Consider the following 15,980-nt stretch of genomic DNA (forward strand, 5'->3'; position numbering starts at 1 on the left):
AAAACAGTATATCTAGCACTTAAAGTAATCTTATGATATCTATTTAGATAAGTTTCATAATTATCTGATTTTATTTGCTTTATATAAAATTAAATAAATTATTATCAATCCACAATTTTATCAACAGACATTTTGGCAGTTCACAGTGTTTATGTGAGTTACAAATGTTAATTTTAATTTTTGATGAAAAATGGTTAAATTTGACTCTTGTAAACTATTACAGAATGAATTTTGAACAGCTTTATCAGCAAAATCCTGATTTCCCAAATCGCTATATTTCTCCTGAAAAATTATTTTCTTATCTACAGAACAATCTCAGCGATTACATTCAAGAGATCGGAAAATCGTATTTAGAAAAACCTATTTATAAATTAACAGTTGGAACTGGAGCGATACAAGTTCTAGCTTGGTCGCAAATGCACGGCAACGAATCGAACGCAACTCATGCGATGCTCGACTTGTTAATGACTTTAGATCAATCTCCGGAATTGAAGGAAGAGTTATTCAGCAAAATCAAACTTGATTTTATTTTTATGTTGAATCCGGATGGTTCAGAAAGATGGACGAGGCTGAATGCTTCCGATATTGATTTGAACAGAGATTTTCATAATGAAGCAAGTAAGGAGATTAAATTTCTTAAAAATATAGTCGCTTCTACAAAATATGATTATGCTCTGAACCTTCACGAGCAAAGAACGATTTTCACAACAGACGGAATTCATCCCGCTACTTTATCTTTTTTAGCACCTTCTGAAAATGTAGAGAGAACAGTAACTGAAAACCGTAAAAAATGTATGGCAGTTATTGCGAATATTTATCATCATTTAAAAGACTTAATTCCGAATCAGATTGGGAGATATTCCGATGAATTTTATCCGACTTCCACTGGGGATAATTTTATCAAAGCCGGAATGCCGACCATTTTATTTGAAGGCGGACATTTCGTAGACGACTATACAAGACAAGGCACAAGAAAATATTATACGATTGCTTTATATTATGCATTGAAGGCGATCAGTGAATTAAATTCAAATATCGACGGTTGGGAAATATATAATGATATTCCTGAAAATCAGGAAACGCATTATGATATTGTGTACCGAAATGTAAAGCTTAATACCGATCATGAATGTATTTTGGATATTGCCGTTCAGTATCGCGAAATAAAAGAAGATGGAAAAGACGAAATTTCTTTTATTCCTTTTGTGATGGAAGTAGGAGATGTGAAACAGAGAAAAGGCTGGATCGAAATCGACTGTACCAGAAAGAAATTTATTTCTGAAACCAAATATCCAAAATTGGATGCCGAAGTAAATTTTACAATAGAAGACTAAAATAGAAAAGCGGAACAATTTGTTCCGCTTTTCTATTTTATAATAGTTGTTTTTGTAAACTAAATTTAGTTCACAACTTTAATTCCGTTTGCTACAAATCTGATCTCCTCTTTCGGAGTTGTAATCGCATCGATTTCTGCTTGAGGTTTTTTAGCATCTTCAGCATAGTGCTTTTGTTCGTCGATAGAAGTCACTTTTCTTTCAGCAGTTCCATCTAAAACTACGTTTTTACCTTTCAAAGCGGTCGGAACGAAGAACGCATAATCTTTCATTTTCACAAAAAACTGAGAATTATCTTCAGTCTGGATCGTTAACCAACATCCTTTTTTCTCACAAACATCTGTTACTTTACCTTTTACCGCTACGTTTTCTACTTTCTTATTATCTTTTTTAAGCTTTTTGCTCAATTTATCTACAGATATTGCTTTCGACTCTACATTAGAAGCCACGCCGCCTCCATAAACGTCACCTACCAATGCATTTCCTGCCGGAGGTCCGAATTTCTTTGATTCCTGTGCAAAAGCTAAAGTAGAAACACTCACCGCTGCCGCGAATAATATTGCTTTGAATTTCATTTTTAATATTTTTTTCCAAAAGTACTAATAAAATTTTAATCATAAATCCTCAAAAACTTGATAAAAAACAGGTCGCCTCTTCCTCTCTTTACATTCATTTTAAATAATAAACGGTTTACATATTTTTATTTGAAGCTTTATCCCGCTTTCCATTGTATCTTTTTGGTTACGGCTTCCGCTTCGCTCCAGCCGCAACCAAAAAGGATGTCATTACAATCGGGGCTAGGTTGAAAGTCAACTACTTAAGTATAGGGAAATATTAACAAAATTTGTCATTCTGTAAGGATATTAGCATCCTAATTATAAAATAGTAAGGAAAAATTTGTTTGTAAATTCTTACGATAACAAACTCTATGTAAAAAATTCAGGAAAAAAGCAAAATCATTTATAACAATAAAACCTCGTAATCGTTGTATAAAAAATATCAAATACACTTTTGAATTTAATTTCAAACAAAATAAAAAACAAAACCTATATTTATTTATATTTGAAGCCTATATTTTAATATGCATAAAAAACTGAAACTTTGGGACGCCATTATGCTCGTGATGGGTTCTATGATTGGTAGCGGAATATTTATTGTAAGCGCCGATATGATGCGGAATCTGGGCTCAGGTTTCTGGATGATAGCCGTTTGGGTCATCACAGGAATCATGACAGTTGCGGCTGCGATCAGCTATGGAGAACTTTCGGCTTTATACCCAAAGGCCGGCGGACAATACACCTATCTCAAAGAGATCTTTGGCAAAAAAATGGGCTTTTTGTATGGTTGGGGATTGTTTACGGTAATTCAGACAGGTACGATTGCCGCAGTAGCGATGGCTTTTGGAAAGTTTACCGCTTATTTGGTTCCGGCATTAAACGATGCAGCGCCTATTATCCAAAGCGGAGAGTTTAAAATTACCTGGATCCAGATTTTAGCAATTGGAACCATTATTTTACTAACGTATTTAAATACCAGAGGAGTAGAAAGCGGAAAATTATTGCAAAATATTTTTACCGGTTCCAAAATCATTGCTTTATTGGGATTAATTGCTGCCGGATTTATTTTAGTTGATTTTTCACATTTGGCGGAAAATTTCAACTTTGGATATGATTCATTTAATAATCTTAAAAAAGATGCTTTAGGGAATTTCCTTAAAGAAGGCTGGCAACCCATCGGGGGAATGACCTTAATGGGAGGAATTGCCGCAGCGATGGTAGGTTCAGTATTCAGTTCTGTAGCTTGGGAAAGCGTAACTTTCATTTCAGGAGAAATTGAAAATCCGAAAAAAAATGTTGTAAAGTCGATGATCTACGGAACTTCTGCTGTAATGATCTTGTATATTGCTGTGAACTATGTTTATCTAAATGCGCTAGACAGAGACGCGATTGCCTTCGCGGAAAATGACAGGGTAGCGGTAGCAGCTTCTCATTTTATTTTCGGAAGTGCAGGAACGGTGATTATCGCTGTCTTGGTTATGATTTCGACATTTGGTTGTAATAATGGACTAATCCTTGCGGGTGCTAGGGTTTTCCAGACCATGGCAAAAGACGGAATGTTCTTCAAACAGGCAGAAAAGAACAATAAAAATGAGGTTCCTGCCAATGCACTCTGGATGCAGGGAGTCTGGGCTTCTCTTTTATGTCTGAGCGGGCAGTATGGAAACCTTTTAGACATGATTTCCTTTGTGATCGTATTATTTTACATGATTACCGTTTTTGGAGTTATCTATTTAAGATTCAAACAACCGGATTTAGAAAGACCTTATAAAACATGGCTGTATCCCATCACACCAATTATTTATTTATTGATCGGAACAGGATTTTGTATATTACTTCTAATTTACAAGCAACAATATACATGGCCGGGATTCCTAATGGTGTTGCTCGGTCTCCCCGTCTATTATTTTATTAATCGAAATAAAACAATTAAAGAATAAATTTCAAAAGCTGTTTGACCAAGTCGAGCAGCTTTTTTTTAAGTGTCATTGCGAGGAATGAAATGACGAAGCAATCTCTTTCTTTAAAACTGATATACTAATTTTCATAAATCGCTAATACTATATCTAGATTCCTCCGGAATGACAAATTTTGCGAAAATTGTTTCAAATGTTGAAAAGAATGACTTCCGCCTAGCCCCGATTGCCGCGGCATCCTTTTTTTGTAATGGAAAAAGCAAAGGTAAAAAAAGATAGAGCAGAAAGCGGGGAAAAGCTTCAAATAAAAAATAAAAACTGCTTTTCTATGTAATCAAAGCTTCTTAAAATAATTACATATTTGAACCAAAAGATTGCTTTATTCCTCGTAATGATAAAGCGGTACAAATTCCCCTCCATTGGAGGGGTGGCGAAAATTCAAAGAATTTTTGAAGGGGTGGTTAGAATGTGAATAGTAAATAGCCAATAAGTGAATTTTGCAGAAAGCTGGAAAAATTGACCATTCTCTATTGAATTTATATTATCCCGCAAATTTAAAATATTATCATATTCTATATTTCGTAGAAAATGTTTAATTTGGTATTCCTTTTCAAGTAAACGATAATTATGAAGTAAAAAATTAACGAAGTAGAATCATGGACACACCAAATTACAGAATGCCTTTTGTTCCATCAACATTAATGACGGAAGGGGGTAGCATAGACATCTGCGACATGGGGGAAAGCATTGCCCATAATATTATGTTGCTGATAACCACCAAAAAAGGCGAGAACAGATATGATGAAAATTACGGAAACGACGTTTGGAATCTGGAATTCGACAATGGCGTTACAAGTGCCGTCTGGGAAAACGTTTTCATTAAAAGTCTAAAAAAACAGATACAGGATTACGAACCCCGAATCGTGCAGCCCCAGATAGATGCGCACATCCTCATTGTAGAACACAGCTACGATACGAAAGAACATACGGAAATCAAAAAGAAAGTAAAAATTGCCATTAATGCAAAAATGGAAGAAACCGGAGAACGTTTCAGCTTTTCTACAGAACTTTTTCTGAGCCCGATGTCTATCGATTAACCGCCAACACCAAACACTATTTATGAATTTAGATCAAAATATATATTCCAAAGAGTCTGTAAAGGCAAGGATGCTTCAAAATGCCACGAAAGTATGGGGATTGAAAAGTCCACAATCTTTGGATCCTTTCGTTAAACTTTTGATTGATGCTTTCAGCACGGAAGTCTTTAAAGCTAACAACGAAATACAGACGGTAAATGCCCGAATTTTGGAAAGACTGGCAAAACTCCTCACACCGTCTATTTACACCCATCCGATTCCCGCTCATGCGATTGCCTTTACGCAGCCTTATGACTCGTCGGAAATTTTGCTGCAACATACTGAGTTTTTCTTTAGAAAACAGATGACTTCCACGATCAAATCAGAATCCGATAAACAGCTGAACATTCCTTTTACACCTATTGGCAATATAAGAATTAATAAAGCGCAGACTTCCATTATGTTTGTAGGAAATACATGCTACGGAATTGATGAGCGACTGAATAAAATTCCGATTGCCCGATTTTCGGGAAAGCCTGAAGATTACAGGAAAGTGACCATTGGAGTGGATGTTTCTAAATACGCTAACGAAAATTTTCCTAAATCCGTAAGTGTATTCTGCTCAAATCCTGCATTCGAACATCTGGATTATGTTTACAAGCTTTTGCCTTATATTACCGTTTCTAGCAACGGAAATCCTCTTTTTGTAAAGGAAGGAATTTCTTATCTTAAAAATAATCAGGCTGAAGGATATGAGCAGATGTTTCATGAGCAATCGATTCAGAATAAGATCATTGAAGATGTAAAAAGTATTTATCATCATAAATTCATTGAAATTTCAGGGCTTTCACGAAGTTTATTTTCTGAAGAAGGAAAACTTCCTCAAAATCTGGATTTCCTTGAAGGACGTGAAGAAATTGCAAAATACACAGATGGTAAACGTTATTTATGGCTGACGTTGGAATTTCCGCCACAGTTTACTGCTGAAATTCTGGATAATTTTTCCTTTGTGCTTAACGCATTTCCTATTTACAACCGAGGTTGGAAAAAAACGGAATACAGTTTAGATATTATGGGGAATAATATTCCGTTGGTGACTGATGATGGCGAACATTTTTTATATGTTGATGAGGTTCAGGATGGGGAAGGAAGAAGATACACGGAAATTCCTTTCACCCCGAATGATGATCTTAAAAAAGGGCTTTACACCGTACGAAAAGGCGGCATGGAACGTTTTAACAACCGTAATGCGGTAGATATGATCGCGAGCGTTTTGGAGCTCACAAGAGATGAAATTGCAGCATTTTCCCTCTTAAACAGAGACAATGTAAAAGGCGTACTGAGCGAAATGTCGGACAAAATGAAGTCGATGGTTCAGAAGGTAAATAATGCCAAAAGAAATATCAAACAGGAACTGAATTACGTGATCATGGAACCTGTGGAAAAAACGGATCATACGTATGCGTCATTCTGGGTTACCTACTGTACTTTGGCAAATCATATGCGTCCGGGAACGGAGCTTTCGAATCAGTTAAAGTCTCAGACTCTGGTTCTTTTAACGGAAACAATCGGCGGCGCGGAGGAACAGAAGGGAACCGACAGCATTCAGGCGTATAAATATGCTTTAACAACGAGAGATAAGATTATTTCTCTGGAAGATGTTAAAAATTATTGCCGAATGGTGCTGAAAGATGAACTTAAAGAAGTAAGGGTAACAAGAGGAACCATGATCAGCAATAAACCTAAAGAAGGTTTTGTAAGAACGGTTGAGGTAGAGATCATTCCGCAAAATTATGCTTTCTACGGAAGAGCGTATTGGGAAAATATGGCCAATATTCTTCGAAATCAAATTGTTTCTAAAGCAATCGACGGTATTGAATATCAGGTGAAAGTAACCAACGAAGACACTGAATTTTAATTAAATATATTCAACTTAAATATTAAAACTATGAAAAAAATTATTGTACTTGCAATGGCATTATCTTTAACCGTCGTCACGGTAAGCTGCAAAAAAGGAATTGAGAAGATTGGAAATGCAATGGCAAAGGGCGGACAGAACGGTGCGAATGCAATTATTGATTTTAATAATGATTTCCTAGATTCCTATAAAAGAACTTCAGATCGCATCGATAACATTCTGAAATATGCCGATGCCGCGGCTTCTAAGGCGAAAGGCGAAAATGTGAGCTATATTCCTTCTGTGATTGGAGGTACAGATTATTCTTTTTCTAAAATTAAAGGCGTTCCTTCCGGATTTGACAATAATCAGAAAGCCATTGAAGGTGATTTTCAGACTTATAAAGCTAAAAAGGAAAATATTGAAAAAAAGTTTGAGGAATTAAAATCATACATGCAGGCTGAAGATTTCAAAGATGATAAAGGTGTAAAAGCGGAAGCCATCAGAAAAGAAATTGAAACAGATGCGCAGGCACTTTTTGTAGCAGGAGAAGGGATTCTGGATAAAATAAAACCGGCAACCGATGCCGCGGAAGACGTAATTCTGAAAGATCACCCAATGAAAGAATTTATTATTTCTTCCAAGAATATGATGAATTCTTTAGATTCTGCTTACGGTGTATTGGGAAAACAATATGATGGAAAATTCAATGAAGCAGAAGCGCAGAAAAAATATGATGAATTTGCAAAAGCGGTTGAAACCAATTCAAAAATGGTATTTAACGTAAAAGATACACAGTATTCTTACAAAAAATCTCAGTTTGAAACGGTCAATAAAAACGCGAGCAGCTTCCTTGATGTTTTCAGAAAGCTAATCAGAGATTCAAAATCAACAGGACAAATTTCTGACAGCGATATTCAGCAAATTGACTCTGCTTACGATTCTGTGTTGAATTCTTACAATACATTTGTGAAGTAAACAATTAAAACAACTATAAAGAAAACCGATGAGAGTTTTTTTCGTCGGTTTTTTGTTGAATGATTTTAAAGTAGAAAGGCTGCGGCAGGCTCAGCCTGACAGTTACGGAATGACAATTATAATGTTAAATTTTAAGGGTATTTAAAGAAAGTAGAGTCGTAGAAGGCTGAAAAAGAATAGTGTTATTTTTTTATCCGAAAAAATCAGAAGGCTATCATCGATCCAATCAATAATTCCTAACACTTTTTAACATCAAAAATTCCTAAAAATTCCGTAATTTTGCACATCGTGATTTTCAGGTAAAGTCACCCCAAATTATGAGTAAATCAACAGAATATATAGAAGTTTACGGCGCACGTGAGCACAATCTTAAAAACATCAATGTAAAAATTCCACGCAACGAATTGGTCGTCATTACGGGGCTTTCGGGAAGCGGAAAATCGTCATTGGCTTTTGATACTATTTTTGCAGAAGGTCAGCGTCGTTATATCGAAACGTTTTCTGCGTATGCAAGACAGTTTTTGGGCGGTTTGGAACGTCCGGATGTCGATAAGATCGAAGGATTGTCCCCCGTAATTGCTATCGAGCAGAAAACAACCAATAAAAATCCACGTTCAACCGTCGGAACCGTTACAGAATTATACGATTTTCTTCGTCTTTTGTATGCAAGGGTTTCCGATGCCTATTCACAGACCACAGGGAAAAAATTGGTAAGTTACACCGAAGAGCAGATTCTTGAAACCATCAAAGAAAATTATAAAGGCGAAAAAATCATGTTGATGGCACCTGTGGTACGTTCTAGAAAAGGACATTATCACGAACTTTTCGTGCAGATGGCTAAAAAAGGGTACGGACAGGCAAGAATTGACGGCGAGCTGCAGGATATTGAATATGATCTGAAACTAGACCGTTACAAAACTCACGACATCGATATTGTAATCGACCGTTGGATTATTGGCGAAACTGCTTCCGAATCCAGAATGGAAAAATCGTTGCGTACCGCGATGGAAATGGGAGAGGGAATTATCGGAATTCAAAAATTAGGAAGCACGGAGATTGAATATTTCTCTAAAAATTTGATGGATGCTGAAACCGGTCATTCATTAGCTTTACCGGAACCGAATACGTTTTCTTTCAATTCACCAAAAGGAAGCTGCCCCAATTGTAAAGGGTTGGGAATGATCAAAAAGATCAACACCGATTATTTTGTTGAAAATCCGAAATTATCGATCAACCAAGGCGGTTTGTTACCTTTGGAAGATATCAAATCTAATAAATGGGTGCTTTCTCAGATCAAAAATATTTTAGAAATTTTCGGTTTGGGATTAACGACTCCTTTTCAGGACATTCCGGAAGAAGCATTGGATTATATCTACAACGGTTGTCATAAAGAGTTTAATAAAGATCTTAAATACGCAGGAATTACCAAAAAGATTAAAATCAGTTTTGATGGTTTGATTCCTTTTATGGAAGAGATTATCGAAGAAAGAGAATCGTACGAGGCGATTTTGTTGGAAAGACATTTTACCACAGAAGAAACCTGCCCAGAATGTAAAGGAACGCGTCTTCAGCCTTCAAGTTTAAGCTTTAAAATCGACGGTAAAAATATTGCTGAGGTTAACGGATTAAGTTTAATTGATCTTAAAGACTGGCTTCATGACGTTAAAGATAAATTTTCTGAGAAAAAATCAATCATTGCTCACGAAATTTTAAAGGAAATCGAAACCAGACTTCAGTTTTTGCTGGATGTTGGTTTGGATTATTTAAGTTTGAGCAGAAGTTCGAAAACGCTTTCAGGAGGAGAGTCTCAAAGAATTCGTCTTGCAACACAAATTGGTTCTCAGCTGGTAAATGTTTTGTATATTTTGGATGAACCAAGTATCGGATTGCACCAAAGAGATAATGAAAGGTTGATTAATTCTTTAAAAAATCTTCGAGACATCGGGAATTCTGTGTTGGTGGTAGAACATGATAAAGACATGATTCTGGAAGCCGATGAGGTGTTGGATATTGGCCCAAGAGCCGGAAAATTTGGGGGAGAAATTCTTTGGCAGGGAAAACCGAAAGATTTGTTGAAAGCCGATACGATCACCGCTCAATATATTAACGGGAAAAGAAAAATTGCCATTCCTGAAAAGAGAAGAGAAGGAAATGGCAAGCATATTATATTAAAAGGTGCAACAGGAAATAATCTTAAAAATGTTACCCTTGATATTCCTCTGGGAAAATTGGTCGTAGTTTCAGGAATTTCAGGAAGCGGAAAATCTTCTTTGATTAACGGAACTTTATATCCAATTCTGAATAAACATTTTTACAGAGCGGTTCAGGAGCCTTTGCCTTATAAAAAAATTGAAGGTCTTGAGCATATCGATAAAATTGTGGATGTAGATCAAACGCCAATCGGAAGAACACCGCGTTCGAATCCTGCAACCTATACGGCGATGTTTACGGACATCAGAAATCTTTTCTCAGAATTACCCGAAAGTAAAATTCGTGGTTATAAGCCGGGAAGATTCTCTTTCAACGTAAAAGGTGGAAGATGTGAAACTTGTCAGGGCGGTGGTTTGAAGGTTATTGAGATGAATTTTCTACCAGACGTTTACGTTCATTGTGAAACCTGCAACGGAAAACGTTTCAATAGAGAAACACTGGAAGTTCGCTACAAAGGAAAATCGATTTCCGATGTGTTGGATATGACGATTGATGAAGCGGTAGAATTTTTCCAGCCGATTCCTAAGATCTTTGCTAAAGTGAAAACTTTACAAGATGTTGGTTTGGGATATATCACGTTGGGACAGCAGTCGACAACACTTTCTGGAGGAGAAGCGCAGCGTATCAAGTTGGCAACGGAATTATCGAAAAGACAAACCGGAAACACCTTATACATTCTCGACGAACCAACAACCGGACTTCATTTTGAAGACGTGAAAATCCTGATGGATGCGATTAATCAATTGGTGGAATTAGGAAATTCGTTCATTATTATCGAACATAATATGGATGTGATAAAACTAGCCGATCATATTATCGATGTTGGTCCCGAAGGTGGAAAACACGGCGGACAGATCGTTGCGCAGGGAACGCCTGAGGAAATTGTGAAGTCGAAGAAGAGTTTGACGGGGAAGTTTTTAAAGAGGGAATTATAAAATTATACAGATATATTACGGGAAACCACAATGAAAATTGTGGTTTTTTTATTTATTTTTGGGAAAAACGAATATACATGAGCTTTAAACTTTTAGCGATTAGGCCTTTAGATGGTTGTAATCCGAAATTTCTTAAGAATTTAGAAGAAAGTAGAATTTATCAATTTTATAATGATTACAAATTTATTCAAGACAATGAAGGAAATATAAATTCTCTTGAATATAAAGAAACTGTACCTGAAGAGCTTTATTATCAAGAAGAAGGAGATTTCAAGACAAAAGTGAATATTTGTGCTATTGTAGGTAAAAATGGAAGTGGTAAAAGTGCTTTGGTTGAGTTGTTGGTGGCTTCTGTTGTAAAATTGTCTTTGGAAATAAAGAAAGATTTTGTTGAAGCTGAAAATCTGTACTATGATTCTAATGAAAATAGACAGAATGATTTGATTACCAAATTTAATAATAGCAAAATACAAGATTTGAAAGACATTAATGTTGAAATGTTTATTATACATAAAGCTGAACCATGTATAATTCATAATGAAGAGTTAAAATGTTTTGGAACTAACGCTAAAGAAAAAATTAGAAAAATTAGATTAGAAGACAATAAAATCACAATAACAGATTTTCAAAAAAGTAGTAATATATTTATAAAAGAAAATTTTGATATTTCGAAGGAAGTTTTAAAATCTGGGCAAGAAATAGAACATTTAAAAATTAGTCGTGAAGAACTACATTTTTTTCAAGATTTTTTCTATACTATGGTTATCAATTATTCACATTATGGATATAACGCTTTAGAATCAGGAGAGTGGTTAAAAGGTGTTTTTCATAAAAATGATGGTTATCAATTACCTGTGGTAATTAATCCTATGAGAGAAGAGGGAAATATCAACATCAATTCTGAAAAAGAACTTTCAAAATCAAGATTTTTAGTCAATATTTTACAAGAACCCTCTTTGCGTACAATTTCGCAAGGGAAAACGGTTACTCATGTGAGTATTGAGTTGAATGAGAATAAATTTATAGGTTTTAATCAAACCGTATCTGCAGAATGGCATGATTGGGATAAGGAAGAGAACCGTAATCAATGGTTAAATATTTCGGAAGAAGAAAAACAGGAAATTTTGAATTCGCTTTTTTCTATTTTCTATGAAAAAGAGACTATTGCAATAAGAACAAATCATTTTCTCTATCCTTTTGTTCGAGATTATATTATTTTTAAACTGATAAGAATGCGACATTATTCAGTTTATAAAGAGTTTTATGATTGTTTTGAAAGTAACGATATTGAAGTTCCATATTATGATTTTCCAATAACAAGAAGTAAATATTCTATTAAAAATAAAAAAAAATTAAAATACTATTTTAAAGCAATCAATCAGGATATTAGCCACAATACAGATAAACTTAGACAAGCTTTATTCTTTTTGAAATATTTATATTTAGATAAAAATGATTTATTTGAAAAAGATTCAAATGAAAAGCTTTTGGAAATTACAGAATTGTATGAAAAGATACATCACTCATGGAAACAATCAAGAATAGATTTACCTGCAATTTCACACTTTTCTAATGATGAATTTTCAATTAGAGAATCTTTACCCTCTATATTTAAGGTTAATTACTATTTTAATGAAGTACCATCTAATAATCATTTTGATAATTTTAGTTCAGGAGAGAAACAAAAATTATACAGTATTCATTCAGTAATCTATCATTTAAGAAATTTAAAATCAGTTCAAAATCATGATCAAGAAGATGAACATGGTGAAGAAAAAAGAAAGGAACTTATAAATTATAAAAATGTAAATATTATTTTCGATGAAATAGAATTATATGCACATCCTGAGTTCCAAAGAAAGTTTATTCATGATTTTTTGAAATCGTTGGAAGCGGTTTATAAAATATCGAGTACACACAATTTAAATATCATCTTTATCACCCATTCTCCTTTTATTCTATCAGATATACCAAGACAAAATGTTTTATTCTTAGAAGTTGATGAAGAAACAAAAAAATCTGTACCAAAAGTATATAAAGGAGATAACACTTTTGCCGAAAATATTCACGAAATGTTAACAGATGGTTTTTTTATAACAAGTACTAAAGGAGAATTTGCTATTTCGAAAATAAATGAATTTTTAAACGACTATAATGAATATTTATATTCTGAAGAAAAAAGTTTTGAAGAATTAAAAAATAAATTTATTAAAAGTAAAAGGGATTATACATTATTAATAAAAATGATAGGAGAGGAATATATTAGAAAGATTTTAGAAAGTCAGTTAGAGGAACTGAATCTGTATTTTCAAGCACCTCCATCAAAAGATGATTTAAAAAATCAAGAAATTTTATTAATAGAACAATTAAATTTAATCAGAAAACAGTTGAGAGATGAAGAAAATTAATTATTTATATAATAATGATAAGGAAAAAAAAGATTTTCATAATAAATTTTATAACATAATTCTAAAGGAAACTACGTTTGATGTAGATGCAATAAATGTAGAAATAGAGAAAATTGATAACGATTGGGATTATGAGAAACTTCTAACTTCTGGATTTTCAGATTTAGTAGATTTTTCAAAAAAAGCTGAATTGCAGAATACAGATGCTTTGAATGCAAACTTTAAATGGAAAAATACGAAAAATCAATATGAGTACTTTTATACTAAAGTCCAAAGAGACATTGCAGATTTTTTTATATCTAGCAAGTTGCCCATAAAAACCTGTCCATACTGTAGTATCGATTTTATAAATCCTTTTAACGTTTTTATTGAATATAAGACTGTTAAAGAGTTTATTGAAAACGCAACTTGCGAAGAATGGCAAGAATTGCTATCAAAAACTAAAGGGGATTTGGTTTATAACAAAATAAAAATCGAAAAACTTACTTCATTAAATAAAATCAAAGAAATTTTGGGAGTTGGTCCGAAAACTTGGCAAAAGATTACTATTAAAAATATTAATAGTATGAAAATGTTTAGAGATCATTTTACATTAGATCATTTTATCCCTAAAGGAGAGTTTCCATTTTTATCAATTTCACTATATAACCTTATCCCTTCTTGTTATTCTTGTAATTCAAAATTTAAAGGTCAAAAAGATTTTGATCTGTCTGATTTCATGAAATCTATTTCTCCTTCTTCAGAAAGTTTTTGTATAAATGATTATTTGAGTTTGAAACTTAACTTTGATACTAAAACAGATAAATTTGAGGAAAAATTACAAAACATAAAGCAGATTGAGGATTTGGAAGTCAAATTTAGAAATTTAAAATCTGAAAAAGATATTGATAAATATTTAGATATGTTCAAATTAAAAGGTAGATATGATTTTCATAAAAGTATTGGTTATGAACTCATAGAGAAAAGAAAAAGATATCCTGAAAAACAGATTGAAGCAATTATAAAATTATTCAGAGCCAATAAAATTACAGTGAGCAAAAGTGATCTTAAAAAAGATATTTTCGGTAAAGAATGTTTTGAGTCAAACAATGAACCTTTTGAAAAATATAAGCAAGATATTGCGAAACAATTAGGCATAATTTAGCTTCCAATATTAAATTTTCAATTATTTTAAAAATATATTCAATTGAAAATCAAATATTTAATCTTCAATGTTAACCCAATGTTAACTGTATGTGAATTTAATATGAATTATTTTAATTAACTTTGGTTAAGAGATACAAAAATAGTTTAGTATAATATTTTAAACCAGTGAGTTATGAGAAATAAAATTCAAATATTTGTGGCGTTACTTTTTGTGAGTGGTTTTTCAATGATAATGAATACTGCGAAAGCACAAACAACCAATGATAATATGATTGAAGAGATTCAGTTGAGTAAAAGTGAAACATTCAACGATATCAGAAGCCGACTGATGGAAAACTTTGATCTTACCAATACAGATTATAAGCAGGGAACTGTAAACTCCGTCGTGAAATTCGATATAGCAAAAAACGGAAAAATCGTGAATGTACATTCAAATGGTGATTGTAAAAGTGTAAGTAAAGAAATTGAAACGGTTCTAAGCGAATTAGATTATAAAGTAGACCGCAAAAAACTGAATGAAAATTTGGTTGCCTATACGTATGTAATGCCTGTGACCGTGGAAATCAACAATAGATAAACAGATAATTTTCATAAAATTTTTTTTAACGAAACCACGCAAATTTTGTGTGGTTTTGTTTTATAACTTTTTATGGCTGAGCTTGTTGAAGCTCTTAATAAATAGAAAGTTAATATGTAAATCGTAGAACGTTTGATTGTAAAATTGTAATATTTAAGAATAATTTTCGTTTTATATTTAATCCACAAAATTAAAACGATATGAAAAATTTAAAGAAACTAACAAAATCAGACTTAAAGTCAGTGTACGGAGGGCAACCGAAGCAATACTGTGTTTACTGCGAAAGATTAAACAAAACAGTTTGCAGCACCGTTCCTATTGCACAATGTCCTTAAAATTTTAAACCGCTTTTTATGAAGCGGTTTTTTTGTGCATCATATTATCAATTCAATCATAAAAATGTATACATTTGAGTATAAATAAATTCCTGTGAATCCGATTCTAGATGTGGTTGTCCGTTCCCTGTGTGTCTACCTTTTCATGGTGGTTGCCATACGTTTATTTGGTAAAAATCAGCTTTCTCAGTTGAATGCTGGAGACGTGGTTTTACTATTGTTGATCTCCAATGCGGTTCAGAATGCGATGGTAGGTCCGGATACTTCTCTTCAGGGCGGTTTGGTGGCTGCCTTGGTTCTTTTTGCAGCTAATTTTATTTTGAAAAGACTCATGTTTGCGAATCATAAATTTGAGAGCTTTATGGAGGAAGATCCTGTAATCTTGGTGAGAGATGGTAAAATTGATATAACTGCTTTAAACAAGGTGAAAATTACCAAAGATGAATTAGAGGAAGCGATTCGAGAACATGGAGTGGAAGGAATAGAAAATGTAAAACTGTCGATTTTGGAAGTAGACGGAAATATTAGCGTTATTTCTGAGGATGAAAAAAGTAAGCAGACACATTATTCCAGAATTAAAAGGAAAAATAAACGAAAATATCTTAGATAA

12 protein-coding genes are annotated in these 15,980 nt (G+C 33.4%); 11 read left to right on the forward strand and 1 reads right to left on the reverse strand.

Translation table 11 applies throughout. From position 1 onward, the window contains the following. Positions 1–224: 224 nt before the first annotated feature. Positions 225–1,334, forward strand: a complete 1,110-nt coding sequence (locus tag OXQ85_RS06110) for a M14 family zinc carboxypeptidase (protein ID WP_267402935.1) — start codon at positions 225–227, stop codon at positions 1,332–1,334. 65 nt (positions 1,335–1,399) lie between these two features. On the opposite strand, the gene OXQ85_RS06115 is transcribed toward OXQ85_RS06110, so the two are convergent. After that, positions 1,400–1,909: a DUF4920 domain-containing protein gene (locus OXQ85_RS06115; protein WP_267402936.1), complete on the reverse strand. Its 510-nt coding sequence runs from the start codon at positions 1,907–1,909 to the stop codon at positions 1,400–1,402. A gap of 506 nt (positions 1,910–2,415) precedes the next feature. Between OXQ85_RS06115 and OXQ85_RS06120 the strand changes: the two genes are divergently transcribed. The 10 genes from OXQ85_RS06120 (at position 2,416) to OXQ85_RS06165 (ending at position 15,980) form a co-directional block, all read left to right on the forward strand. Further along, positions 2,416–3,831 carry an amino acid permease gene (locus tag OXQ85_RS06120; protein WP_267402937.1) on the forward strand — a complete coding sequence of 472 codons (1,416 nt, stop codon included), beginning with the start codon at positions 2,416–2,418 and terminating at the stop codon, positions 3,829–3,831. 632 nt (positions 3,832–4,463) lie between these two features. After that, positions 4,464–4,904, forward strand: a complete 441-nt coding sequence (locus tag OXQ85_RS06125; RefSeq protein WP_267402938.1) for a GPW/gp25 family protein — start codon at positions 4,464–4,466, stop codon at positions 4,902–4,904. Positions 4,905–4,926: 22 nt separating this feature from the next. Next, positions 4,927–6,801, forward strand: coding sequence for a type VI secretion system baseplate subunit TssF (locus OXQ85_RS06130; protein WP_267402939.1), 1,875 nt, complete (start codon positions 4,927–4,929; stop codon positions 6,799–6,801). A gap of 30 nt (positions 6,802–6,831) precedes the next feature. Further along, the gene (locus OXQ85_RS06135) at positions 6,832–7,758 is read left to right on the forward strand and encodes a DUF3829 domain-containing protein (protein ID WP_267402940.1); all 927 of its coding nucleotides are present in this window, start codon (positions 6,832–6,834) and stop codon (positions 7,756–7,758) included. 317 nt (positions 7,759–8,075) lie between these two features. Beyond that, entirely contained in the window at positions 8,076–10,904 is a 2,829-nt protein-coding gene (uvrA, locus tag OXQ85_RS06140) for an excinuclease ABC subunit UvrA (RefSeq protein ID WP_267402941.1), read from the forward strand. A gap of 77 nt (positions 10,905–10,981) precedes the next feature. Further along, the gene (locus OXQ85_RS06145) at positions 10,982–13,312 is read left to right on the forward strand and encodes a hypothetical protein (RefSeq protein WP_267402942.1); all 2,331 of its coding nucleotides are present in this window, start codon (positions 10,982–10,984) and stop codon (positions 13,310–13,312) included. Beyond that, positions 13,299–14,456 (forward strand): hypothetical protein, encoded by a 1,158-nt coding sequence (locus OXQ85_RS06150; RefSeq protein WP_267402943.1) that lies wholly within the window; start codon positions 13,299–13,301, stop codon positions 14,454–14,456. Before OXQ85_RS06145 ends, OXQ85_RS06150 begins: the two co-directional genes overlap by 14 nt. Before the next feature lie 174 nt (positions 14,457–14,630). Beyond that, entirely contained in the window at positions 14,631–15,035 is a 405-nt protein-coding gene (locus OXQ85_RS06155; protein ID WP_267402944.1) for a hypothetical protein, read from the forward strand. 200 nt (positions 15,036–15,235) lie between these two features. Continuing rightward, the gene (locus tag OXQ85_RS06160; RefSeq protein ID WP_267402945.1) at positions 15,236–15,370 is read left to right on the forward strand and encodes a protein with bacteriocin-type signal sequence; all 135 of its coding nucleotides are present in this window, start codon (positions 15,236–15,238) and stop codon (positions 15,368–15,370) included. A 94-nt stretch (positions 15,371–15,464) separates the two neighbouring features. Next, positions 15,465–15,980 (forward strand): YetF domain-containing protein, encoded by a 516-nt coding sequence (locus OXQ85_RS06165; protein ID WP_267402946.1) that lies wholly within the window; start codon positions 15,465–15,467, stop codon positions 15,978–15,980.

The organism is Chryseobacterium sp. GM_Chr_2 (assembly GCF_026540445.1).
Taxonomy (GTDB): Bacteria; Bacteroidota; Bacteroidia; order Flavobacteriales; family Weeksellaceae; genus Chryseobacterium.